The sequence below is a fragment of the Citrobacter sp. R-1.5.2 genome (assembly GCF_035064245.1).
GTDB lineage: Bacteria > Pseudomonadota > Gammaproteobacteria > Enterobacterales > Enterobacteriaceae > Citrobacter.
This window is the reverse complement of the sequence record NZ_JASEYC010000018.1, coordinates 32,691-56,928: the sequence shown is the minus strand read 5'-3', so window position 1 is coordinate 56,928 and position 24,238 is coordinate 32,691. Positions and strand designations below refer to the sequence as shown.

General features: G+C 52.9%; 22 protein-coding genes and 4 tRNA genes. 19 read left to right on the top strand and 7 right to left on the bottom strand.

Annotation, left to right across the window (positions count from 1 at the left end):
• The first annotated feature begins 1 nt into the window (after position 1).
• The 9 genes from wzxE (at position 2) to QMN38_RS22850 (ending at position 6,620) form a co-directional block, all read left to right on the top strand.
• Complete coding sequence (wzxE, locus tag QMN38_RS22890; RefSeq protein ID WP_323606124.1) at positions 2 to 1,252, top strand: lipid III flippase WzxE; 1,251 nt, start codon at positions 2 to 4, stop codon at positions 1,250 to 1,252.
• Positions 1,249 to 2,328, top strand: a complete 1,080-nt coding sequence (locus QMN38_RS22885) for a TDP-N-acetylfucosamine:lipid II N-acetylfucosaminyltransferase (RefSeq protein ID WP_323606122.1) — start codon at positions 1,249 to 1,251, stop codon at positions 2,326 to 2,328. The genes wzxE and QMN38_RS22885 overlap by 4 nt, the downstream gene beginning before the upstream one ends.
• On the top strand, positions 2,325 to 3,680 hold the full coding sequence (gene wzyE, locus QMN38_RS22880) for an ECA oligosaccharide polymerase (protein WP_271449828.1): 1,356 nt from the start codon (positions 2,325 to 2,327) through the stop codon (positions 3,678 to 3,680). Before QMN38_RS22885 ends, wzyE begins: the two co-directional genes overlap by 4 nt.
• The gene (gene wecG, locus QMN38_RS22875; RefSeq protein WP_005133328.1) at positions 3,680 to 4,420 is read left to right on the top strand and encodes a lipopolysaccharide N-acetylmannosaminouronosyltransferase; all 741 of its coding nucleotides are present in this window, start codon (positions 3,680 to 3,682) and stop codon (positions 4,418 to 4,420) included. Before wzyE ends, wecG begins: the two co-directional genes overlap by 1 nt.
• A gap of 278 nt (positions 4,421 to 4,698) precedes the next feature.
• Positions 4,699 to 6,084, top strand: a complete 1,386-nt coding sequence (thrP, locus tag QMN38_RS22870) for a bifunctional threonine/serine APC transporter ThrP (protein ID WP_271449827.1) — start codon at positions 4,699 to 4,701, stop codon at positions 6,082 to 6,084.
• A gap of 102 nt (positions 6,085 to 6,186) precedes the next feature.
• Positions 6,187 to 6,263 (top strand) — tRNA-Arg (locus tag QMN38_RS22865).
• Between the two features lie 56 nt (positions 6,264 to 6,319).
• Positions 6,320 to 6,395, top strand: a tRNA-His gene (locus QMN38_RS22860).
• A gap of 20 nt (positions 6,396 to 6,415) precedes the next feature.
• A tRNA-Leu gene (locus tag QMN38_RS22855) sits at positions 6,416 to 6,502 on the top strand.
• Between the two features lie 41 nt (positions 6,503 to 6,543).
• Positions 6,544 to 6,620 (top strand) — tRNA-Pro (locus tag QMN38_RS22850).
• A gap of 424 nt (positions 6,621 to 7,044) precedes the next feature.
• On the opposite strand, the gene hemY is transcribed toward QMN38_RS22850, so the two are convergent.
• Genes hemY through hemC form a run of 4 tightly spaced genes read right to left on the bottom strand, consistent with a single transcriptional unit; the run spans position 7,045 to position 11,131 of the window.
• On the bottom strand, positions 7,045 to 8,244 hold the full coding sequence (gene hemY / locus QMN38_RS22845; protein ID WP_271441037.1) for a protoheme IX biogenesis protein HemY: 1,200 nt from the start codon (positions 8,242 to 8,244) through the stop codon (positions 7,045 to 7,047).
• A 2-nt stretch (positions 8,245 to 8,246) separates the two neighbouring features.
• Positions 8,247 to 9,431, bottom strand: coding sequence for a uroporphyrinogen-III C-methyltransferase (gene hemX / locus QMN38_RS22840; RefSeq protein WP_271441005.1), 1,185 nt, complete (start codon positions 9,429 to 9,431; stop codon positions 8,247 to 8,249).
• A gap of 21 nt (positions 9,432 to 9,452) precedes the next feature.
• On the bottom strand, positions 9,453 to 10,193 hold the full coding sequence (gene hemD / locus QMN38_RS22835; RefSeq protein WP_271441006.1) for a uroporphyrinogen-III synthase: 741 nt from the start codon (positions 10,191 to 10,193) through the stop codon (positions 9,453 to 9,455).
• Positions 10,190 to 11,131: a hydroxymethylbilane synthase gene (gene hemC, locus QMN38_RS22830; RefSeq protein WP_323606119.1), complete on the bottom strand. Its 942-nt coding sequence runs from the start codon at positions 11,129 to 11,131 to the stop codon at positions 10,190 to 10,192. The genes hemD and hemC overlap by 4 nt, the downstream gene beginning before the upstream one ends.
• A gap of 395 nt (positions 11,132 to 11,526) precedes the next feature.
• On the opposite strand from hemC, the gene cyaA reads away from it, so the two are divergent.
• On the top strand, positions 11,527 to 14,073 hold the full coding sequence (gene cyaA, locus QMN38_RS22825; protein WP_202039645.1) for a class I adenylate cyclase: 2,547 nt from the start codon (positions 11,527 to 11,529) through the stop codon (positions 14,071 to 14,073).
• A gap of 75 nt (positions 14,074 to 14,148) precedes the next feature.
• On the opposite strand, the gene cyaY is transcribed toward cyaA, so the two are convergent.
• On the bottom strand, positions 14,149 to 14,469 hold the full coding sequence (gene cyaY, locus QMN38_RS22820) for an iron donor protein CyaY (RefSeq protein WP_323606117.1): 321 nt from the start codon (positions 14,467 to 14,469) through the stop codon (positions 14,149 to 14,151).
• A gap of 137 nt (positions 14,470 to 14,606) precedes the next feature.
• On the opposite strand from cyaY, the gene lptM reads away from it, so the two are divergent.
• The 8 genes from lptM to corA all read left to right on the top strand — a co-directional run bounded on the left by lptM (position 14,607) and on the right by corA (position 21,667).
• Positions 14,607 to 14,810 (top strand): LPS translocon maturation chaperone LptM, encoded by a 204-nt coding sequence (gene lptM, locus QMN38_RS22815; RefSeq protein WP_005133315.1) that lies wholly within the window; start codon positions 14,607 to 14,609, stop codon positions 14,808 to 14,810.
• A 36-nt stretch (positions 14,811 to 14,846) separates the two neighbouring features.
• A complete protein-coding gene (gene dapF, locus QMN38_RS22810) occupies positions 14,847 to 15,671 on the top strand; it encodes a diaminopimelate epimerase (RefSeq protein WP_040230073.1) in 825 nt (274 codons plus the stop codon).
• Positions 15,668 to 16,375 (top strand): DUF484 domain-containing protein, encoded by a 708-nt coding sequence (locus QMN38_RS22805; protein WP_271441009.1) that lies wholly within the window; start codon positions 15,668 to 15,670, stop codon positions 16,373 to 16,375. The genes dapF and QMN38_RS22805 overlap by 4 nt, the downstream gene beginning before the upstream one ends.
• On the top strand, positions 16,372 to 17,274 hold the full coding sequence (gene xerC / locus QMN38_RS22800) for a tyrosine recombinase XerC (protein ID WP_271441010.1): 903 nt from the start codon (positions 16,372 to 16,374) through the stop codon (positions 17,272 to 17,274). Before QMN38_RS22805 ends, xerC begins: the two co-directional genes overlap by 4 nt.
• On the top strand, positions 17,274 to 17,990 hold the full coding sequence (gene yigB / locus QMN38_RS22795) for a 5-amino-6-(5-phospho-D-ribitylamino)uracil phosphatase YigB (RefSeq protein WP_323606115.1): 717 nt from the start codon (positions 17,274 to 17,276) through the stop codon (positions 17,988 to 17,990). The genes xerC and yigB overlap by 1 nt, the downstream gene beginning before the upstream one ends.
• Positions 17,991 to 18,078: 88 nt before the next feature.
• Positions 18,079 to 20,241 carry a DNA helicase II gene (uvrD, locus tag QMN38_RS22790; protein WP_323606113.1) on the top strand — a complete coding sequence of 721 codons (2,163 nt, stop codon included), beginning with the start codon at positions 18,079 to 18,081 and terminating at the stop codon, positions 20,239 to 20,241.
• A gap of 264 nt (positions 20,242 to 20,505) precedes the next feature.
• Entirely contained in the window at positions 20,506 to 20,562 is a 57-nt protein-coding gene (gene ysgD / locus QMN38_RS22785; RefSeq protein WP_212723238.1) for a YsgD/CorL family protein, read from the top strand.
• A 154-nt stretch (positions 20,563 to 20,716) separates the two neighbouring features.
• Positions 20,717 to 21,667 carry a magnesium/cobalt transporter CorA gene (gene corA / locus QMN38_RS22780; protein WP_003017920.1) on the top strand — a complete coding sequence of 317 codons (951 nt, stop codon included), beginning with the start codon at positions 20,717 to 20,719 and terminating at the stop codon, positions 21,665 to 21,667.
• Positions 21,668 to 21,755: 88 nt separating this feature from the next.
• Here the strand turns inward: corA and rarD are convergent, their stop codons facing one another.
• Positions 21,756 to 22,649 carry an EamA family transporter RarD gene (gene rarD, locus QMN38_RS22775; protein WP_271441013.1) on the bottom strand — a complete coding sequence of 298 codons (894 nt, stop codon included), beginning with the start codon at positions 22,647 to 22,649 and terminating at the stop codon, positions 21,756 to 21,758.
• A 51-nt stretch (positions 22,650 to 22,700) separates the two neighbouring features.
• Entirely contained in the window at positions 22,701 to 23,168 is a 468-nt protein-coding gene (yigI, locus tag QMN38_RS22770; protein WP_005133301.1) for an acyl-CoA thioesterase YigI, read from the bottom strand.
• A 165-nt stretch (positions 23,169 to 23,333) separates the two neighbouring features.
• Here yigI and pldA point away from each other — a divergent pair, with 165 nt between their 5' ends.
• Positions 23,334 to 24,203 carry a phospholipase A gene (gene pldA, locus QMN38_RS22765; RefSeq protein ID WP_137383162.1) on the top strand — a complete coding sequence of 290 codons (870 nt, stop codon included), beginning with the start codon at positions 23,334 to 23,336 and terminating at the stop codon, positions 24,201 to 24,203.
• The last annotated feature ends 35 nt before the right edge of the window (positions 24,204 to 24,238 follow it).

Here is a 24,238-nt window from a genome sequence, read left to right as displayed (position 1 = left end):
TATGTCGCTGGCTAAAGCGTCCTTGTGGACGGCTACCAGTACGCTGGTAAAAATTGGTGCGGGTTTGTTGGTGGTAAAACTGCTGGCGGTCTCTTTCGGCCCTGCGGGTGTGGGCCAGGCGGGAAACTTCCGCCAGATGGTCACCGTGCTTGGCGTGTTGGCGGGCGCTGGGATTTTCAACGGCGTCACGAAATACGTTGCTCAGCACCATGATGATCCGGCGCGGTTGCGTAAGGTGGTGGGGACATCATCCGCAATGGTGCTGGGATTCTCTACGCTGATGGCGGCGATTTTCTTGCTGGCAGCCGCGCCAATCAGTCAGGGATTGTTTGGGCATACGCATTTTCAGGGGTTGGTACGCCTGGTTGCGCTGGTACAGATGGGGATTGCCTGGGCAAACCTGTTGCTGGCGTTGATGAAAGGATTCCGTGATGCAGCAGGTAATGCGCTATCGCTGATTATTGGCAGCCTGGTCGGCGTCGTGGCCTACTACGGCTGCTATCGGTTGGGCGGATACGAAGGTGCCTTGTTGGGGCTGGCGCTGGTGCCAGCGCTGGTGGTGGTGCCCGCCATGCTTATGCTGATCAAGCGTGGAACCCTCCCTGTGCAATATCTGAAACCTTCCTGGGACAACGGCCTGGCAGGGCAACTCAGCAAGTTTACGTTGATGGCGCTCATTACCTCTGTGACGCTACCAGTGGCGTATGTGATGATGCGAAACCTATTGGCGGCGCAATACAGCTGGGATGACGTGGGGATCTGGCAGGGGGTGAGCAGTATCTCTGATGCGTACCTGCAATTTATTACTGCTTCATTCAGTGTGTATCTACTGCCAACACTGTCTCGCCTGACTGAAAAGCGCGACATCGCGCGTGAAGTTATCAAGTCGCTGAAATTTGTATTGCCGGCAGTTGCCGCCGCGAGTTTTACCGTCTGGCTGTTACGTGATTTTGCTATCTGGCTGCTTTTCTCCGCTAAATTCACCGCCATGCGTGATTTATTTGCCTGGCAATTGGTGGGGGATGTTCTGAAAGTAGGTGCCTACGTATTTGGCTATCTGGTGATCGCGAAGGCCTCGCTGCGGTTTTATATTCTGGCCGAGATTAGCCAGTTCATTTTGTTGACGGCATTTGCCCACTGGTTGATCCCCGCGCACGGTGCTCTCGGCGCGGCACAGGCCTATATGGCAACGTACATCGTCTATTTTTCTCTTTGTTGTGGCGTGTTTTTACTCTGGCGTAGGCGGGTATGACTGTACTGATTCACGTTCTGGGATCGGATATCCCTCACCATAACCAAACCGTGCTGCGGTTCTTCAACGACGCGTTGGCCGTAACAAGTGAGCACGCGCGCGTGTTTATGGTTGCTGGTCAGGATACGGGATTAAGCGAGAGCTACCCGGCGTTATCACTGAGTTTCTACGGCGGAAAAAAGGCGCTGGCAGAGGCCGTTATCGCCAAAGCTAAGACGGATCGCCAGCAGCATTTCTTCTTTCACGGGCAGTTCAATACTAGCCTGTGGCTGGCATTGCTGAGCGGGGGGATTAAACCTGAGCAGTTTTACTGGCATATTTGGGGGGCCGATCTGTATGAAGTCTCCAGTGGGCTGAAATTCCGTCTGTTTTACCCAATTCGTCGAATAGCGCAAAACCGCGTGGGATGTGTCTTTGCCACGCGAGGCGATCTGAGCTATTTCGCTGAGCAGCATCCGCGTGTCCGTGGGGAATTGCTCTATTTCCCAACGCGTATGGATCCGTCGCTGAACAATATGAGCAACGAGCGTCTGCCACGCGGGAAAATGACGATCCTGGTCGGAAACTCTGGCGATCGCAGTAATGAGCATGTAGCCGCGCTACGCGCTGTTCATCAGCAGTTTGGTGATACGGTGAATGTGATTGTGCCAATGGGTTACCCGGCAAATAATGCTGGCTATATTGATGAAGTACGCCAGGCGGGTTTGGCGTTATTTAGCGCCGATAATCTGCAAATTCTCAGCGAAAAGCTGGAATTTGATGACTATCTGGCGCTACTGCGTCAGTGCGATCTGGGTTACTTTATTTTTGCCCGTCAACAGGGGATTGGTACATTGTGTCTGCTGATTCAGGCGGGGATTCCGTGCGTGCTCAACCGTGAAAACCCATTCTGGCAGGATATGGCAGAGCAAAATATCCCGGTTCTGTTTACGACAGATGTACTCAATGAAGGTATTGTACGCGAAGCGCAGCGCCAGCTGGCATCGGTTGATAAAAGTGCAATTACTTTCTTTAGCCCGAATTATCTGCAACCGTGGCATAACGCGCTGCGCATTGCCTCAGGAGAAACCGTATGAGTCTGATGCAATTCAGCGGTCTGCTGGTGGTGTGGCTACTCTCTACTTTGTTTATCGCCACGCTGACCTGGTTTGAATTCCGACGCGTGCGGTTTAACTTCAATGTCTTCTTTTCATTGCTGTTTTTATTGACGTTTTTCTTTGGTTTCCCGTTGACCAGCGTGCTGGTCTTTCGCTTTGATGTGGCGGTGGCCCCGCCGGAAATTCTGCTGCAGGCGTTGCTGTCTGCTGCCTGTTTCTACGCAGTGTACTATGTGACCTATAAAACACGTCTGCGGAAACGGAGCCCGGAGAGAACGCGCAGACCGCTGTTTACGATCAATCGCGTTGAAGCACATTTGACCTGGATTATCCTGATGGCGATTGCGTTGGTGAGCGTGGGCATTTTCTTTATGCACAACGGTTTCCTGCTATTCAGGCTGCAATCCTATAGCCAGATTTTCTCCAGTGAAGTATCCGGAGTGGCTCTGAAACGCTTCTTCTACTTCTTCATTCCGGCGATGCTGGTGGTCTACTTCCTGCGTCAGGACAGCAAAGCGTGGTTGTTCTTCCTGGTAAGTACCGTTGCATTTGGTTTGCTGACGTACATGATTGTTGGCGGAACCCGCGCCAATATTATTATCGCGTTTGCCATTTTCCTGTTTATCGGCATTATTCGTGGCTGGATTTCACTATGGATGCTGGCCGCCGCGGGTGTACTGGGTATTGTCGGGATGTTCTGGCTGGCGCTGAAGCGCTACGGGATGAACGTCAGCGGTGATGAGGCGTTCTATACTTTCCTGTACCTCACGCGCGATACCTTCTCGCCGTGGGAGAATTTGGCGCTATTGCTGCAAAATTACCACAATATTGAGTTTCAGGGGCTGGCGCCTATCGTCCGTGATTTCTACGTCTTTATACCGTCCTGGCTGTGGCCGGGCCGACCGAGCATTGTGCTCAATTCCGCGAACTATTTTACCTGGGAAGTGCTGAACAACCACTCGGGCCTGGCTATCTCCCCGACGCTGATTGGTTCGCTGGTGGTGATGGGCGGTGCCTTGTTTATACCGTTAGGTGCGATTGTGGTCGGCCTAATTATTAAATGGTTCGACTGGTTGTATGAATTAGGTAACCGGGAGACTAATCGCTATAAGTCAGCGATTTTGCACAGTTTCTGTTTCGGCGCCATTTTTAATATGATCGTTTTGGCACGTGAAGGGTTAGATTCGTTTGTCTCGCGAGTTGTCTTTTTCCTCGTGATTTTCGGCGTCTGTCTGTTGGTGGCAAAATTGTTGTACTGGCTGTTTGATAGTGCGGGACTCATCCATAAACGAATAAAGTCGGTGCCCCGGACACAGGTTGAAGGATCGTAATGACAGATAACACAACTGCGCCGCTGTATTCACTGCGCGGATTAGAACTGATTGGCTGGCGCGATATGCAGCATGCGCTGAATTACCTGTTTGCTGAGGGACGCCTCAGGCAGGGGACGCTGGTAGCGATTAACGCCGAGAAAATGCTGACAGCGGAAGATAACCCAGAGGTTCGGACGTTGATCGAGGCCGCTGAGTTTAAATATGCGGATGGGATCAGCGTGGTGCGTTCCGTGTGTAAAAAATTCCCGCAGGCTCAGGTATCACGTGTGGCGGGGGCCGATCTCTGGGAAGCGCTGATGGCACGCGCAGGGAAGGAAGGAACGCCCGTATTCCTGGTTGGCGGTAAGCCTGATGTTCTGACACAAACAGAGGCAAAACTGCGTGCACAATGGCACGTCAATATTGTTGGCAGTCAGGACGGCTATTTTACCGCCGATCAGCGTCAGGCGCTGTTTGAGCGTATTCATGCCAGCGGCGCACAGCTTGTTACCGTGGCGATGGGATCGCCGAAACAAGAAATTTTTATGCGTGATTGCCGCCAGGTCCATCCGCATGCGCTGTATATGGGCGTGGGCGGCACCTACGATGTGTTTACCGGGCATGTAAAGCGCGCGCCCAAATTCTGGCAGAGCCTGGGATTGGAGTGGCTGTATCGCTTGCTGCTGCAACCGAGTCGTATCACCCGCCAACTTCGTTTATTACGTTATCTCCGCTGGCACTATACCGGCAATCTCTGACATCACCTCTGCGTTGTTCAGTAGCGCGTTATGCTAAACGCGCTACTTATTCACAACATAATCGCTGCTTTCTCGCACAATCTATTCATTTTTTGAATGCTTTAATTGCCATTTAGACGATTTTAAGAAACCATTCGCAACAATCATTGCAGTGCCGTGGTGTTTTTGGTGCCAACCGTAAGCGGTCGGTGCTGAATGGCCTGTTATGGCAAAAAAACGATGTACCCATAACGATAACCGGAAATACCGGAAACAATGCAATCACAACAAGAGGATCTATGGCAGAGAATAAATCTGAGCTACAGCGTGGGCTGGAGGCTCGTCATATCGAATTGATAGCCCTTGGGGGGACCATTGGTGTCGGACTGTTTATGGGGGCTGCCAGTACCCTGAAATGGGCTGGACCATCGGTTCTGCTGGCGTATATCGTCGCTGGGCTGTTCGTCTTCTTCATCATGCGTTCCATGGGGGAGATGTTGTTCCTGGAGCCGGTCACTGGCTCATTCGCCGTTTACGCTCACCGTTATATGAGTCCCTTCTTTGGCTATCTTACCGCATGGTCATATTGGTTTATGTGGATGGCGGTGGGGATCTCGGAGATTACCGCCATTGGGGTCTACGTGCAGTTCTGGTTCCCGGAAATGGCGCAATGGATACCCGCGTTGATTGCGGTGGGTCTGGTAGCGCTGGCAAACCTGGCAGCAGTTCGCTTGTATGGTGAAATCGAATTCTGGTTTGCTATGATTAAAGTGACCACCATCATTGTGATGATTGTCATTGGCGTAGGGGTTATTTTCTTCGGTTTTGGTAATGGTGGTCAGGCGATTGGCTTTGGCAATTTGACCGAGCATGGCGGCTTCTTCGCGGGGGGCTGGAAAGGGTTCCTGACAGCACTGTGTATTGTTGTTGCTTCCTATCAGGGCGTGGAGCTTATCGGCATCACGGCAGGTGAGGCTAAAAACCCGCAGGTCACGCTACGTAGCGCCGTGGGTAAGGTTCTGTGGCGTATTCTGATTTTCTACGTAGGTGCGATTTTTGTTATCGTCACTATCTTCCCGTGGAATGAGATTGGTAGTAACGGCAGCCCGTTCGTTCTCACTTTTGCCAAGATTGGTATTACGGCAGCCGCTGGGATTATCAACTTTGTGGTCCTGACGGCCGCGCTATCTGGCTGTAACAGCGGGATGTACAGCTGTGGCCGTATGCTCTATGCGCTGGCAAAGAACCGCCAATTACCTGCCGCCGTCGGAAAAGTCTCTCGTCACGGAGTGCCAGTCGCTGGTGTGGCGATTTCTATCGTGATCCTGCTGATTGGCTCGTGCCTGAACTACATCATTCCCAATCCGCAGCGGGTGTTCGTTTATGTCTATAGCGCCAGCGTGTTGCCGGGCATGGTTCCGTGGTTTGTGATCCTGATAAGCCAGTTGCGTTTCCGTCAGGCTCATAAGGAAGCGATAGCCAGCCATCCGTTCCGTTCCATTCTGTTCCCGTGGGCGAATTATTTGACGATGGCATTCCTGATTTGCGTATTAATTGGGATGTACTTTAATGAAGATACCCGAATGTCGCTTTTTGTTGGCATTGGCTTCCTGTTGGCAGTAACGCTCATTTATAAGGTTTTTGGCCTGAATCGCCATGGTGTAGCCCAAAAACTGGAGGAATAAGCGACAAAACGCACAAAGCGTGACCAAACGATAATTTATTTTAAAAAAGCACTAGACAGCAGACCGAGACCTCCGTAATATCCAGCCCCGCAACGGCGCTAAGCGCCCGTAGCTCAGCTGGATAGAGCGCTGCCCTCCGGAGGCAGAGGTCTCAGGTTCGAATCCTGTCGGGCGCACCATTTAGTAGGGTGCCAGAGCTGCGGTGGTTTTAATACCGCGTAAAAGATTTGCAGTGGTGGCTATAGCTCAGTTGGTAGAGCCCTGGATTGTGATTCCAGTTGTCGTGGGTTCGAATCCCATTAGCCACCCCATTAATTTAAAGTTGTGAAATGCGAAGGTGGCGGAATTGGTAGACGCGCTAGCTTCAGGTGTTAGTGTTCTTACGGACGTGGGGGTTCAAGTCCCCCCCCTCGCACCACGACTTAAAGAATTGAACTAAAAATTCAAAAAGCAGTAAAACGGCGAGTAGCGCAGCTTGGTAGCGCAACTGGTTTGGGACCAGTGGGTCGGAGGTTCGAATCCTCTCTCGCCGACCAATTTTGAACCCCGCTTCGGCGGGGTTTTTTGTTTTCTGTTCCTCACTTTTGTACCTCTTCTCCCCCAAATGTCATGAAGTCTTAAAAAGCCGCAATCCCTGGTTTTTACAGTGCAATCACCACATACGCTGTGTAATAATATGCGTGTAGATGCTCATTCCATCTCTTATGTTCGCCATCAGGCCTCATAAACTCAGGAATGATGCAGAGCCGTTTACGGTGCTTATCGTCCACTGACAGATGTCGCTTTAGCTTCATCAAACACCATGGACATAACGTTGAGTGAAGCACCCATTTATGTTGTCATACAGACCTGTTTAGCGCCTGCTCCAAAAGAGCGGGCGTTTTTTTATGCATATCCGTCCGGAATGATTTTGTGTATGCGGTAGGCCCGGTAGGCGAAGCGCCACCGGGCAAGGGGGAATTACTGCGGGGGATTGTTGTTCTGCAGCGTCAACATCAGGCCATCACGACGCATTGTTGCGGCCTCTTCTGGCTGATGTAGTCTGTCCAGCGCGTCAGCAAGCCAGGCGTAGTCGTATGCATCCGGGCGTTGTTTAAGCGCGGCACGGAAGGCGAGCGTAGCTTCCTGCCATTCACCGTGCTTCATCAATGACTGACCAAGCGTACTCCACAGCAGTGGGCGGTCGCCCACCACTTTAATTTGCTGGCGCAGCACTTTTTCTATCTGTTCCGGGTTGTTGGTTTTCAGACGTGGGATCGGCAGCACCAGGCGGTCGTCATACTGACGTTTCAGACCATCGATGATGATTTGCTGTGCCGTATCGTGATCGTCACACTCAATCAGATGTTCTGCCATCGCCACCTGTAGGGCAACCTGCTGACGAGTCTTACGGCTCTGATTTTTCCACCATGCGCGTAATCCCTCGCTGCCCTGATCGGCGCGAACCTGATCCATCAGACCCACCCATGCCTGCTGTTCCAGCATCGCACGGTGTTCTTCATCACCCACATGCGCTTTCGCCATTGATGGAATGATATCCAGCAAAGAACTCCACGCACCGGTGCGAATGTAAGCCTGTTCAGCCAGGCGCAAGACTTCCGGATGGCGTGGCGTCACTTCCAGCAGTTTGTCTACACTGTGGCGTGCGGCATGGTTTTCATTACGGGCCAGCTGCAAACGAACACGGGCGATTTCGACCGGGATCGTATCATTTCCGGCGAGTTCGGCTGCGCGTTCAAGGTGTTGATTAGCGCGAGCTTCATCACCACGCTGCTGAGCCGCTTCTGCCGCCAGAAGGTAATTCACCACCGGTTGTTCTGCGTGATCGGCATTTTTTGACATCAGCTTTTCAACCTGCTGATAGTCGCCTTCTGCCAGTTTAAGCAGCGCCTGCTCGGTCTGCTTGCGCGCACGACGGCGTTTACGCCCCACAAACCAGCCGCGGGTATGCGCACCCGTACGGAATATACGGCGCAGCAGCCACTCAATCGCAAAAAGAATAACCATTGCGACGATCAGAATGATCACCAGACCTGTCACGCTGGTTTCGATGTTGTAGTTATCCGTCTGGATCAGAACATAACCCTGATGACCAGCAATCATCGGACCAACGACGATCCCGGCGATCAACAGCACAAAGAGTAATAATACTTTTAGCATCATTATTCTCCCTGCGGCGCGGTTGCCGGAGCATCTGCCTGAGGTACTGGTGCAGGTGCGGCTTCAGCCGGTGATGTGGATGGCTGGGCCAGCAAATTACGCACGCGAGTCTGCATTAGCTTCTCAAGAACAGCCTGGCTCTGAAGTGTTTCCGGTACGTCCATGCTGATGCTTTGCTGGCTCAGTTGATCGACCTCTTCAAGGAACGCTTTTGTCGCTGCATCGTCAGTGTCGTAATAGGCGCGAACCCACGTGGAGACATTTTCCAGCGCCTGGCGGTATGTTTCTTCCTGATGGCGAGGTACGGCTTGCGCCGCTACGAGCAGGCGTGAGCGGATGTTCTCACGTAAGTAAACATCCTGGTTTGGCGCCAGTAGCGGGACGGCGGTTTCATCACGACGGCGAATGGTGATAAAGCTGTCCATAAAGTTCTGCCAGCTTTTTTGTAGATTGACGCGCCATTCGCTAATGGAGCTGGAAAGCTCGCTGCTGTCCGAATCCATCGGTGAATCATCGGTATCGTTATCAGCCAGACGCAGGTTATCAATTTGGTTAGCGAGCTGGTTTACCTTGAGGATAATGCCGTCATAGTCGACCTGAGTGACCGCAGAGAGGCTGGCGATATCGTCGGTAATCGCGCGACGAGCGGCAATTAAACTGGGGTCATTCATGTCAGCCAGGCTGGCGTCGGCGCTTTTCAGCAACGCTGCGGCGGTGGTAACGTCCTGATCGCTCCATAATTTACGCCCCGCCAGTTTCACCAGAAAATCGGCCTGCGCCAGCAGCCAGGTTTTGGCATCGCTTCCGGATATAGTGGCGATTTTTTGCTGAACCTCATCAAGCTGTTTGGCCAGCGCAGTCTGCTGGCGATTGGCTTCATCCAGCTGTGTTGCCTGCTGCTTAATAATTCCTTCCAGCTCAGTCTTTTGGGTTTCTTGCGCTTTTTGCAGCGCCATGAGCTGGTTTGCCAGCGCATCACTGGTTGCTGTCTGCGTAGTGGCCTGCTGCTTCCCCCAGCCATACAGCCCCACGCCTGCCGCCAGCGCAATAGCAATCGCCACAGCGCTCAGAATCAGTGCGGTACTGTTCTTACTCTTTTTTTCAGTGTTGTTGACTGGCTGTGATGTGGTGTCCACGGCCTCCCTGGTCTCTTCAACCACGGCGGAGGTTTTTTCTTGTTCCGTCATTATGGCATCCCATTATGAGAGTTATTGTAATGCGCGTAGTAGCGCATCGTTGTCGGCGTTATCAGCGACCTTAATATCTTGCCAGCCCAGTTCCCGGGCGAGGTTCGCCAGACGCTCACTGACGACCAGCAGCCGACAGCGTAGTAACCAGTGCTCACGATACCACTGCGGAATAAGCGCCCAGAGCTGCTGTAGCATCTCTCCGCTGGTGACAACCACTGTTTTCACACCGCGTGATTGCCAGCGCATCGCTTCCTCTGCGCCATCGTAATGTTTTGCACTGCGTTGATAACATTCACAAAAATCAACATCGGCTCCGCGCGTTATCAGGGTTTCACCGATCAACTCCCGACCGCCGTTGCCACGTAAAATCAGCGCGCGTTTTCCCGCAATATTTTGTAATTCAGGTAATTGTAGCAAGACTTCGCTAATTTCCCGATCCAACGGATAGTGAATATTGCATCCGCTCACGGTGTGCAACGCCAGCGCCGTTGTACGGCCGATGGCAAAATAGCGCGGGAGAGTGGACCAACTTACCCCTTGCCGCTGAAGTTGAGCATCGGCAAAGGTCACGGCGTGCTGTGAGAGAGCAAAAACCAGATCGTTTTCGGTGAGCGCCGAAAGACGGGGAGCCAGCGTTGGCAGTTCCCGGCCCGGCGCGAACTCAATAAGCGGAAAACTCCAGGCCACCTGCCCCAGTGTGCGCAGACGGCTCACTAACTCTTCCCCAGCGGGAGATGGGCGGGTGACCAGAATACTCATGCGGGGGCATCTCCGTTATAAACTTCCGCCAGAATGGCGCGTGCACCGTTTTCCAGCAGCTCTTCTGCCAGAGATATACCCATTTTTTCCGCATCCTGCGCAGCGCCACGACGTTCTCCACATACCATCTGTGAACCATCTGGCGCACCGACTAACGCGCGTAGCCAAATCTCACCGTTGATGAGTTCCGCATAGCTGCCGATAGGAACCTGGCATCCCCCTTCGAGGCGGGTGTTCATGGCACGTTCTGCTTTTACGCGCAGGACTGTTTCTTCATGGTTGAGTGGCGCTAACAGTGCCTGAGTGCGCTGATCGTCGAGTCGACATTCGATACCCACAGCGCCTTGTCCGACCGCAGGCAGAGAAACTTCTGGTGCCAGTGCTGCGCGGATTCGCGACTCCAGCCCTAAGCGTTTTAATCCAGCGACGGCCAGAATAATGGCGTCGTAGTCACCGTTGTCCAGTTTGCTCAGGCGAGTACCTACGTTGCCGCGCAGCGAGCGGATGATGAGATCCGGGCGCTGTTTTGCCAATTGGCACTGGCGACGTAAGCTGGACGTTCCAACGATGCTCCCTGCTGGCAGCTCATCCAGCGTGTTGTATTTATTTGAGACGAAAGCATCACGCGGATCTTCACGCTCGCAAATAGTGACCAGCCCAAGACCTTCAGGAAATTCGACCGGCACATCCTTCATGGAATGCACGGCGATATCTGCGCGTTTTTCCAGTAGCGCGACTTCCAACTCTTTAACAAACAAGCCCTTACCCCCGACTTTTGCCAGTGGGGTATCCAGAATCACGTCGCCACGGGTCACCATGGGAACCAGTTCAACGACCAGACCGGGGTGGTTTGCCATTAAGGCGTCTTTGACATAATGTGCCTGCCAGAGCGCAAGGGGGCTTTGGCGTGTGGCAATTCTCAAAACATTGTCTAACATGCTTGTTACCGTCATTATCAATCATTGACCATCCTAACATCCTTATCAAAGGGATGTCAGCGTTACGCTCAAACGTAAGTGAGAGGAAAAGGCGCTGCATCATCACTGGCAGTGATTAATGACGAGAAACCTCCCGACCGTATGAAGGAATTTACACGTAACGAACGGTGCTACACTTGTATGTAGCGCATCTTTCTTTACGGTCAATGAGCAAGGTGTTAAATTGATCACGTTTTAGACCATTTTTTCGGCTGTACTCCCTAAAAAAATAGGGGTGAAAAAACGGTAACGGTTATTTTTGACATACGGTTTATCCGAATTGCTGAAGATTGTTGATGAGCGCTTGCGCCGCAGCAATCGACAACATGATGGATAGCAACATCAGGCGATACGTCTTGTACCTCTATATTGAGACTCTGAAACAGAGACTGGATGCCATAAATCAACTGCGTGTGGATCGCGCGCTTGCTGCCATGGGACCTGCCTTCCAGCAGGTATACAGTCTGCTGCCGACATTATTGCACTACCACCACCCACTGATGCCGGGTTACCTCGATGGTAACGTTCCCAAAGGCATATGCTTTTACACGCCTGATGAAACCCAACGCCACTACCTGAATGAGCTGGAACTGTACCGCGGTATGTCACCGCAGGACCCTCCAAAGGGCGAACTGCCGATCACCGGCGTTTACTCTATGGGCAGCACCTCTTCCGTAGGGCAAAGCTGTTCCTCTGACCTCGATATTTGGGTCTGCCATCAATCCTGGCTGGATAGCGAAGAGCGGCAGTTGCTGCAACGTAAATGCAGCCTGCTGGAAAGTTGGGCCGCCTCGCTGGGCGTGGAAGTCAGTTTCTTCCTGATTGATGAAAACCGTTTCCGCCATAATGAAAGCGGCAGTCTGGGTGGTGAAGACTGTGGCTCGACGCAGCATATCCTGCTGCTTGATGAATTCTATCGCACCGCTGTGCGCCTCGCAGGTAAACGTATTCTGTGGAATATGGTGCCTGGCGATGAAGAAGAGCATTACGACGATTACGTCATGACGCTCTACGCGCAGGGGGTGTTAACGCCAAACGAATGGCTGGATTTGGGTGGACTCAGTTCGCTTTCCGCCGAAGAGTACTTTGGTGCCAGCCTCTGGCAGTTGTACAAGAGTATCGATTCCCCGTACAAAGCGGTGCTGAAAACGCTGCTGCTGGAAGCCTATTCCTGGGAATACCCCAATCCACGCCTGTTGGCGAAAGACATTAAACAGCGCCTGCACGACGGCGAGATTGTCTCTTTTGGTCTCGACCCATACTGCATGATGTTGGAACGTGTAACCGAGTACCTCACTGCGATTGAGGACCCAACACGTCTTGATTTAGTGCGTCGATGTTTCTACTTAAAAGTCTGTGAGAAACTGAGCCGTGAACGCGCCTGCGTGGGCTGGCGTCGTGAAGTGTTAAGTCAGTTAGTACAAGAGTGGGGTTGGGATGAAGCCCGCCTGACAATGCTGGATAACCGCGCTAACTGGAAAATTGACCAGGTACGCGAAGCGCACAACGAACTGCTCGATGCAATGATGCAGAGCTATCGTAATTTGATTCGTTTTGCGCGCCGCAACAATCTTAGCGTCAGCGCCAGTCCGCAGGATATTGGCGTGCTGACCCGTAAGCTGTATGCCGCATTTGAAGCCTTGCCCGGCAAAGTGACGCTGGTGAACCCGCAGATCTCACCGGATCTCTCAGAACCCAATCTGACCTTTATCCACGTGCCGCCAGGTCGCGCCAACCGTTCGGGTTGGTATCTCTACAACCGCGCGCCTAACATGGATTCGATCATCAGCCATCAGCCGCTGGAATATAACCGCTATCTCAATAAGCTGGTGGCGTGGGCATGGTTTAACGGCCTGCTGACATCGCGTACGCATTTGTTTATTAAGGGTAACGGTATTGTCGACTTGCCGAAGCTGCAGGAGATGGTCGCCGATGTCTCGCACCACTTCCCGCTGCGTCTGCCGGCACCAACGCCGAAAGCGCTGTACAGCCCGTGCGAAATTCGCCATCTGGCAATTATCGTCAACCTCGAATATGACCCGACGGCGGCGTTCCGCAATCAGGTCGTGCATTTTGATTTCCGTAAGCTGGATGTCTTTAGCTTTGGCGAAGAGCAAAATTGTCTGGTGGGTAGCGTAGATCTGCTGTATCGCAACTCGTGGAATGAAGTGCGAACCCTGCACTTCAACGGCGAGCAGGCGATGATTGAAGCGTTAAAAACGATTCTGGGCAAAATGCATCAGGATGCCGCGCCACCGGATAGCGTTGACGTGTTCTGTTACAGCCAGCATTTGCGTGGTTTAATCCGCACGCGTGTCCAGCAACTGGTGTCTGAGTGCATCGAACTGCGCCTGTCCAGTACGCGCCAGGAAACTGGGCGCTTCAAAGCGCTGCGTGTTTCCGGTCAGACGTGGGGCCTGTTCTTCGAACGTCTGAACGTCTCGGTGCAGAAACTGGAAAACGCCATTGAATTCTATGGCGCGATTTCGCACAACAAATTGCACGGTCTTTCCGTTCAGGTTGAGACCAACCATGTGAAATTGCCGTCGGTGGTGGACGGTTTTGCCAGCGAAGGGATCATTCAGTTCTTTTTTGAAGAGACGGGTGATGAGCAGGGCTTTAACATCTACATTCTGGACGAGAGTAACCGTGTCGAGGTGTATCACCACTGTGAAGGCAGTAAAGAAGAGCTGGTGCGGGATGTCAGCCGCTTCTATTCATCGTCGCACGATCGCTTCACTTACGGCTCCAGTTTTATCAACTTTAACCTGCCGCAGTTTTATCAGATTGTGAAAACTGACGGGCGCGCGCAGGTGATCCCCTTCCGCACCCAGCCGATTAGTCCAGTCCCACAAACCAGTCAGGATAACGACACGCCGCTGTTGCAGCAGTATTTCTCGTGAGTTAACTTTCCCGGATGCATGACGCTTATCGGGCCAGAGTAGGCCGGATAAGCGAGGCGCATCCGGCACTAAAACTTAACGGAAGCTCACCTCTTCACCCGCCTGCAGCGTAGCAGCCTGTTCCAGCAGATCCCAGAACGTTTCGCCGCTGCGGTCGCAAATCCACTCGTCGCCTTTCAGGTCAAAATGGTAACCGCCCTGTTTAGTGGCCAACCATACCTGGTGCAGCGGTTCCTGACGGTTAATGATAATTTTGCTGCCATTTTCGAAGCTGATAGTCAGTACGCCACCGTTGATCTCACAATCGATATCGCTGTCGCCGTCCCAGTCGTCCAGACGCTCTTCAATGGCCATCCACAGGGTGTCGGCAAGGCGATGAAATTCACTGTCGTTCATTTTTTTATCCTGTTTTTCGTGATGGTCGCAGTATAACGCGGAATAAATCACGTTGCAGTTTTTAGCCAAACTCTTGCTTTTACGCCTTCTCCTGCGATGATAGAAAACAGAAAGCATGAACTTACAGGCAATCCATAATGAAAAACGTGTTTCAGGCACTCGCTGTACTTTTTACACTGTTCAGCCTGACGGGCTGTGGTCTGAAGGGACCTCTCTATTTCCCGCCAGCAGACAAAAACGCGCCGCCTCCGACGAAGAGCATTCAGTCGCCAGCACAATCTACGACGCCGGATAAAAACGATCGTGGAATCAGTGATGGACCTTCTCAGGTGAATTACTGACGGTAAGTTTCTGTACCCGCGTGAACGGAGTAAACAATGCAATTCTCTAAAATGCATGGCCTTGGCAACGATTTTATGGTCGTCGACGCGGTAACGCAGAATGTCTTTTTCTCACCCGAGCTGATCCGTCGTTTGTCTGACAGGCATCTGGGTGTTGGGTTCGATCAATTACTGGTCGTCGAGCCGCCTTACGATCCGGAGCTGGATTTCCATTACCGCATTTTCAATGCTGATGGCAGTGAAGTCTCGCAGTGTGGAAATGGCGCTCGTTGCTTTGCCCGTTTTGTGCGCCTGAAAGGGTTGACGAATAAGCGTGATATTCGTGTCAGTACCGCGAATGGCCGCATGGTATTAAGCGTAACGGACGATGAGCTGGTGCGGGTCAACATGGGAGAACCCAACTTTGAACCCTCGCAGGTCCCTTTTCGTGCCAATAAAGCAGAGAAGACCTATATTATGCGAGTGGCCGAGCAGACAGTATTGTGCGGCGTGGTTTCAATGGGGAATCCGCATTGCGTGATTCAGGTTGATGATGTTGATACGGCCACGGTGGAAACTCTGGGACCGGTTCTGGAAAGCCATGAACGCTTCCCTGAGCGCGCCAATATCGGCTTTATGCAAGTGGTCAAACGTGAGCATATCCGACTGCGTGTTTATGAGCGTGGCGCAGGTGAAACACAGGCTTGTGGCAGCGGCGCGTGTGCGGCTGTCGCTGTCGGTATTCAGCAGGGCCTGCTGGCAGATGAAGTGAGGGTGGAATTACCGGGCGGTCGACTTGATATCGCCTGGAAAGGTCCGGGTCATCCGTTATATATGACTGGCCCGGCGGCACATGTCTACGACGGATTTATTCACTTATGAAGCAACCAGGGGAAGAACTACAGGAAACGCTCATGGAACTGGACGACCGGGCGGTCGTCGATTATCTGCAACGTAATCCTGAGTTTTTTATCCGTAATGCTCAAGCGGTTGAAGCGATGCGCGTCCCGCACCCGGTGCGGGGCACGGTCTCTTTAGTTGAATGGCATATGGCTCGGGCACGTAATCATATCAACGTGCTGGAAGAGAACATGGCGTTGTTGATGGAACAAGCGAATGCCAACGAAAGCCTGTTCTATCGACTGTTAAATCTGCAAGGACGACTGGTGTCCGCGAACAGTCTCGATGACATGCTGATGCGACTTCATCGCTGGGCGCGTGAGTTAGGGCTGGCGGGAGCGACGGTTCGTCTGTTTCCGGATCGCTGGCGACTTGGTGCTCCCTCGAAATTTACCCATCTGGCATTAAGCCGTCAGGCTTTCGAACCGCTGCGCATTCAGCGTCTTGGTCAGTCACAGCACTACCTTGGACCACTCCACGGCCCGGAACTGTTAATCATGATGCCGGAAGCGAAAGCCATCGGCTCGGTGGCAATGTCGATGTTGGGGCAAGATGGCTCACTTGGTGTCATGTTGTTCAGTAGCCGTGATGCCAATCATTACCAGCAGGGGCAGGGCACGCAGTTATTGCAGGAAATTTCGCTGATGTTGCCGGAACTGCTGGAGCGTTGGATTGAACGCGTATGACCGATTCACCTCTTTCTCAGGATGTGACGCGCTTTTTACGTTATCTGGGCGTTGAGCGCCAGCTTAGCCCGATCACATTGCTAAATTATCAGCGTCAGCTTGATGCCATCATTGCGTTAGCCGGAGAAACCGGTCTGCAAAGCTGGCAGCAGTGTGATGCGCTCATGGTTCGTAGTTTTGCCGTACGTAGTCGCCGTAAAGGGCTGGGACCTGCCAGTCTGGCGTTGCGCCTGTCTGCACTGCGCAGTTTCTTCGACTGGATGGTTAATCAGGGCGAGCTGAACGCTAATCCGGCAAAAAGTGTTTCCGCGCCGAAAGCGCCGCGCCATTTACCTAAAAATATTGATGTTGATGATGTTAATCGCCTGCTGGATATCGATCTCAACGATCCCCTCGCCGTGCGCGACCGGGCAATGTTAGAAGTGATGTACGGCGCAGGGCTGCGTCTGTCTGAACTGGTTGGGCTGGATATTAAACATCTCGATCTTGATACTGGCGAAGTGTGGGTGATGGGCAAGGGCAGTAAAGAACGCCGTCTGCCGATTGGCCGCAATGCGGTGACGTGGATTGAGCACTGGTTGGATCTGCGCGGACTGTTTGGCAGCGATGAAGATGCGCTGTTCCTGTCAAAACTGGGCAAACGCATCTCTGCGCGGAACGTGCAGAAACGCTTTGCTGAATGGGGTATCAAGCAGGGGCTGAACAGCCACGTACATCCCCACAAATTGCGCCACTCTTTTGCGACACATATGCTGGAGTCGAGCGGCGATCTTCGCGGTGTGCAGGAGTTATTGGGACATGCCAACCTCTCAACGACCCAAATCTATACCCATCTTGATTTTCAACACCTGGCTTCAGTGTACGATGCGGCGCATCCACGCGCCAAACGGGGGAAATAATGCGTTTTTACCGGCCTTTGGGGCACATTTCTGCGCTCACCTTTGACCTTGATGACACCCTTTACGATAACCGTCCCGTTATCACACGCACCGAGCAGGAAGCGCTCGCTTTTGTCCAAAATTACCATCCCGCGCTGCGCGCGTTACAAAATAGCGACCTCCAGCGCTTACGCCAGGTTGTGCGCGACGCTGAGCCGGAAATCTACCACGATGTTACCCAATGGCGTCATCGTGCCGTCGAGCGCGCTATGCTGGAAGCTGGGCTGTCGACAGCAGAGGCGCTGATGGGGGCGAACGCGGCGATGATGAATTTCGCCAAATGGCGTAGCCGTATTGACGTCCCGCAGACAACGCATGACACGTTAAAGGCCCTGGCTCGCAAATGGCCGCTGGTGGCGATCACCAACGGTAATGCGCAACCAGAGCTGTTTGGTCTGGGGGATTACTTTGAGTTTGTGCTGCGTGCGGGCCCGGATGGGCGATCAAAACCGTTCAGCGATATGTACTCGCTGGCCGCGGAAAAACTGAATCTGCCTGTGGGGGAAATCCTGCATGTTGGTGATGACCTGACGACAGACGTCGCCGGTGCCATTCGTTGCGGTATGCAGGCTTGCTGGATCAAACCGGAAAATGCCGACCTGATGCAGACTGCAGATAGCCGTTTGCTGCCGCATATCGAAATTTCACAGTTGGCATCTCTGACCTCGCTGATATAATCACCAACAGAACTCTGTATATATACCCAGCTTTTTGGCGGATGGCGCTACGCTTATCCGCCCTACCTACTTTTACGTGGCGGTGCCAATGGACGTTTCTTACCTGCTCGACAGCCTTAATGACAAACAGCGTGAAGCGGTGGCCGCGCCACGCAGCAACATGCTGGTTCTGGCGGGCGCGGGGAGTGGTAAAACGCGTGTGCTGGTGCACCGTATTGCCTGGTTACTGACGGTTGAGAACAACTCGCCGTACTCCATTATGGCGGTGACGTTTACCAACAAAGCGGCGGCAGAAATGCGTCACCGTATTGGCCAGATCATGGGCACCAGCCAGGGCGGTATGTGGGTGGGGACCTTCCACGGTCTGGCACACCGTCTGCTGCGCGCACACCATATGGATGCCAACCTGCCGCAGGATTTCCAGATCCTCGACAGCGAAGACCAGTTGCGTCTGCTTAAGCGCCTGATCAAAGCAATGAATCTGGATGAGAAGCAGTGGCCGCCGCGTCAGGCGATGTGGTTCATCAACAGCCAGAAAGACGAAGGGCTGCGCCCGCACCATTTACAGAGCTATGGCAACCCGGTTGAGCAAACCTGGCAGAAAGTCTATCAGGCCTACCAGGAAGCGTGTGACCGCGCGGGGCTGGTGGATTTCGCCGAGCTGCTGCTGCGCGCCCATGAACTGTGGCTCAACAAGCCGCATATCCTGCAGCACTACCGCGAACGCTTTACCAATATCCTGGTGGACGAATTCCAGGATACCAACAACATTCAGTACGCGTGGATCCGCCTGCTGGCGGGCGACAGCGGCAAAGTGATGATCGTGGGTGATGACGACCAGTCAATTTACGGCTGGCGCGGCGCGCAGGTGGAAAACATCCAGCGCTTCCTCACTGACTTCCCCGGCGCAGAAACCATTCGTCTGGAGCAGAACTACCGTTCGACCAACAACATCCTCAGCGCGGCCAACGCCCTGATTGAAAACAACAACGGGCGTCTGGGTAAAAAGCTGTGGACCGACGGCGTCGACGGCGAACCGATCTCTCTGTATTGCGCATTCAACGAACTCGATGAAGCGCGCTTTGTGGTCAACCGTATCAAGACCTGGCAGGACAACGGCGGAGCGCTGGAACAATGCGCCATTCTGTATCGTAGCAACGCCCAGTCGCGCGTACTGGAAGAGGCGTTGTTACAGGCCAGCATGCCGTACCGTATTTACGGCGGTATGCGCTTCTTTGAACGCCAGGAAATCAAAGATGCGCTCTCTTACCTGCGTTTGATCGCTAATCGCAACGATGATGCCGCGTTTGAACGCGTGGTGAATACGCCAACCCGCGGGATTGGCGATCGTACTTTAGATGTGGTGCGTCAGACCTCGCGTGACCGCCAGTTGACGCTGTGGCAGGCATGTCGCGAGTTGCTACAGGAAAAAGCCCTTGCCGGTCGTGCTGCCAGCGCGCTACAGCGTTTTATGGAGCTTATTGATGCCCTGGCGCAGGAAACGGCCGATATGCCACTGCATGTGCAAACAGACCGGGTGGTGAAAGACTCCGGCCTGCGCATGATGTACGAGCAGGAGAAAGGCGAGAAAGGCCAGACACGTATCGAAAACTTAGACGAACTGGTCACAGCAACACGCCAGTTCAGCTACAACGAAGAAGATGAAGATTTAATGCCGCTGCAGGCATTTCTCTCCCACGCCGCGCTGGAAGCGGGCGAAGGGCAGGCGGATACCTGGCAGGACGCGGTACAGCTGATGACCCTGCACTCGGCGAAAGGTCTGGAGTTCCCGCAGGTCTTTATTGTCGGGATGGAAGAAGGCATGTTCCCCAGCCAGATGTCGCTGGACGAAGGCGGTCGTCTGGAAGAAGAACGTCGTCTGGCCTATGTCGGCGTCACCCGTGCTATGCAGAAGCTGACACTAACCTATGCCGAAACGCGCCGTCTGTACGGCAAAGAGGTTTACCATCGCCCATCGCGCTTTATCGGCGAACTGCCGGAAGCGTGCGTGGAAGAGGTTCGCCTGCGTGCCACCGTCAGCCGCCCGGTCAGCCATCAACGGATGGGAACGCCAATGGCGGAGAACGACACCGGTTATAAGCTCGGCCAGCGCGTGCGCCACGCCAAGTTTGGTGAAGGCACCATCGTCAACCTCGAAGGCAGCGGCGAGCACAGTCGCCTGCAGGTGGCGTTCCAGGGGCAGGGCATTAAATGGTTGGTGGCGGCCTACGCCAGACTGGAAACGGTGTGATCGGTTCTGCTTTGCCGGATGGCGACGCTGTAGCGCCTTATCCGGCCTACAGACCGGGTACATTTTTATTCGTAGGCCGGATAAGGCGAAGCCGCCATCCGGCTATCTGTCGGTTAATATTCTGAAATCATAGATAAATAATTCCCCTCTGCTAACCTTTCTGTATAAGGGGAAATTATTACTTTTTCGCCATCCGTTGCGTGTTGACGTCAAAATTTTGCTGGCGTAACATGCGCGCACGATTACGCTAAGAGGACATTCGCCTTGGACACACCCAGTAGATACTGGCTCATTATCCTGTCATCCAGGATCAACTCCTAAGGCTATCCCTTTTTGCTGATAGCCTTCGCGGTTGTCAGCGACCTTCTGTTTTTTCCCGTCGCGCTGAGTCAGGCTGTTTAATGGTCTGAAACCCAATTTGTTTCTGTGTGCCCACCGAACTGTCCGATAATTTTTTGCATTGGGAGTCCCGGTCATGCTGAGCGCATTTCAACTGGAAAACAATCGTTTAACTCGCCTTGAGGCAGACGAGATCGAACACCTGGCCAGTTCGGTTTGGGTCGATTTAGTCGAGCCGGATGACGAAGAACGAAACCGTGTGCAAAAGGACTTGGGCCAGAATCTGGCTACGCGCCCTGAACTGGAAGACATCGAAGCATCCGCACGTTTTTTTGAAGACGAAGACGGTCTGCACATTCACTCCTTCTTCTTTTATGAAGATGCCGACGATCATGCGGGTAACTCAACCGTCGCATTTACCATTCGCGAAGGTCGCCTGTTTACTCTGCGCGAGCGCGAACTGCCGGCTTTCCGCCTGTACCGCATGCGTGCGCGTAATCAGGCGATGGTGGATGGCAACGCCTATGAGCTGCTGCTCGATCTGTTCGAAACCAAAATCGAACAGTTGGCAGATGAGATAGAAAACATCTATAGCGATCTGGAAAAACTCAGTCGCGTGATTATGGAAGGGCGTCAGGGAGATGAGTACGACGAAGCGCTTTCCACGCTGGCAGAGCTGGAAGATATCGGCTGGAAGGTACGTCTGTGTCTGATGGATACCCAGCGCGCACTGAACTTCCTGGTGCGCAAAGCGCGTCTGCCGGGTAGTCAGCTGGAGCAGGCGCGTGAGATCCTGCGCGATATCGAGTCCCTGTTGCCGCACAACGAATCACTGTTCCAGAAAGTTAACTTCCTGATGCAGGCGGCGATGGGCTTTATCAACATCGAGCAGAACCGCATCATCAAGATCTTCTCGGTGGTTTCTGTCGTGTTCCTGCCGCCGACGCTGGTCGCTTCCAGCTACGGGATGAACTTTGAGTTTATGCCAGAGCTGCACTGGAGCTTCGGTTATCCTGGCGCGATTGTCTTTATGATGCTCGCAGGTCTGGCGCCGTATCTGTACTTTAAGCGCAAGAACTGGCTGTAATGATATGCCGGATGGCGCTTCGCTTATCCGGCCTACAAAAGCACATCTCCGTAGGCCGGATAAGGCGTAGCCTCCATCCGGCACTTCTTCAGTTCCGACGTACCCGTCTTTGCGTATAAATTGCATCCATCACGAAAATTGCCAGCGCTACCCAGATAAAGGCGAAGGTGACCATTTTATCCGCTCCCGGCACTTCACCGTAGAACGTTACCGCCAGCAGGAACATCAGCGTTGGCCCGATATACTGGAAAAAGCCCAGCGTGGACAGACGTAAACGGGTTGCCGCTCCGGTAAAGCACAGCAGTGGGATAGTGGTCACGACACCCGCAGCAATCAGTAGCAGATTGAGTGACAAGGGGTTCTGACCCATATGGCTGGTCGGGCTGTCTGCGATACCAAACAGATAGATAGCTGCAATGGGTAAGAGCCACAGAGTTTCGATCAGCATGCCGGTTTGTGCTTCGACAGCGATTTTCTTGCGTACCAGACCATAAAAAGCAAAGCTGAATGCCAGCCCCAGCGCGATTATTGGCAGCGATCCAAAGGTCCACAGCTGTACCAGTACGCCACAGGCGGCTAACAGTACTGCCAGCCACTGCATACGGCGGAAGCGTTCTCCGAGGAAAATCATCCCCAACACGATATTTACCAGTGGGTTAATAAAGTAACCGAGGCTGGCTTCCAGCATATGGTGGTTATTGACCGCCCAGATAAAGAGCAGCCAGTTTCCGCCGATTAGGACCGCCGAGAGCGCCAGCAGAAAAATCTTCTTTGGCGTTTGCAGCAGCGTTTTGACACCTGACCATTGGCGACTAACGCTCATCAGCGCCACCATAAAGAAAAATGACCAGATGACGCGGTGCGTCAGGATCTCATCCGCCGGGACGTAGTAAATCAGTTTGAAGTAGGCGGGAGCGATACCCCAAATAAAATAGGCAGCAAGAGCGAGTAACACGCCCTGCCGCGTTTGTTTAGCATCCATTGGGAGAACTCATTGCAGAAAAGTAACCGTAGTTTACCTTTTTTCAGGCGCTTACCCCACCATATAAGTGGCAGTTGCACTGGCGATATAAAGCTGTTCTTCGTTGTGCAGTTCCACCCGCGCGACTGCCACTTTATTGCCTGCTCGCAGCAGACTGCTGGTGGCCGTAAAGCGATTTCCTCTGCCTGGTCGCAGGTAATCAACGCGCAGATCGATGGTGCCCATTCGTGACATTCGCTGGCGTAGCTCGTCCTCGCTGATGGTTTCGTGGCGGGTTAGCGTACTGCCAACGCACACCAGCCCGGCGGCAACGTCCAGCGCTGAGGCGATCACCCCGCCGTGCAGGATGCTTTGTGCCCAGTTACCCACCATCATCGGTTGGTTATTAAACGCTAATTGCGCAAATTCTTTTTCATAACGTTCCAGTTCCAGCCCCAATGCCCGATTAAACGGCATATGATAGACAAACATTTCACCCACTAATTTAAGGGCTTGCTCAGCAGTAAGAACAGCAGACATACGATCCCGATACCTTATTGGTTAATGAAATGTTGATATTATGCTTATTATTTGTTGTTTTCTACTTTAGGACGGGATAACTAACGAGGAACTAGCTAAGTATGTAGAATACTTGGCAGATAATTATACAATTCATCAATATTTTGGTTCAGGAGAACACTACCGATGCGGGCGATTCTGGGTTGGTTACTACCAGCAGTCATGCTGCCGTTGACCGCGTATGCGCAGGAAGCGACAGTGAAAGAGATTCATGATGCACCAGCAGTGAGAGGCAGTATTATCGCCAATATGCTGCAAGAACACGATAATCCTTTCACGCTGTACCCCTATGACACCAACTATCTCATCTACACCAATACCAGCGACATGAACAAAGAGGCGATCAGCAGCTATAACTGGTCGGATAATGCGCGCAAAGATGAGGTTAAGTTTCAGCTAAGCCTGGCATTTCCGCTTTGGCGCGGGATTTTGGGCCCGAATTCAGTGCTCGGTGGTTCATATACTCAGAAATCCTGGTGGCAGCTTTCTAATAGTGAAGAGTCTTCACCGTTTCGTGAAACTAACTACGAGCCGCAGCTATTTCTAGGATTCGCCACGGATTATCGCTTTGCTGGCTGGACGCTACGTGATGTCGAAATGGGCTATAACCATGATTCAAATGGGCGATCCGATCCCACCTCGCGTAGCTGGAACCGTCTGTACACTCGTCTGATGGCTGAAAATGGCAACTGGCTGGTGGAGGTTAAACCGTGGTACGTCATCGGTAGCACCGACGATAACCCCGACATCACCAAATACATGGGCTACTACCAGCTTAAAATGGGTTATCACCTCGGTGATGCCGTCATCAGCGTGAAAGGCCAGTACAACTGGAATACCGGTTACGGTGGTGCTGAAATCGGCGCGAGTTACCCAATCACTAAGCATGTTCGCTTTTACACCCAGGTCTATAGCGGCTACGGCGAATCGCTGATCGACTACAATTTCAATCAGACGCGTGTGGGTGTGGGTGTGATGCTTAACGATATCTTCTGATAGGTTTGATAGCATTTTAATCATTGCAGTTTCTC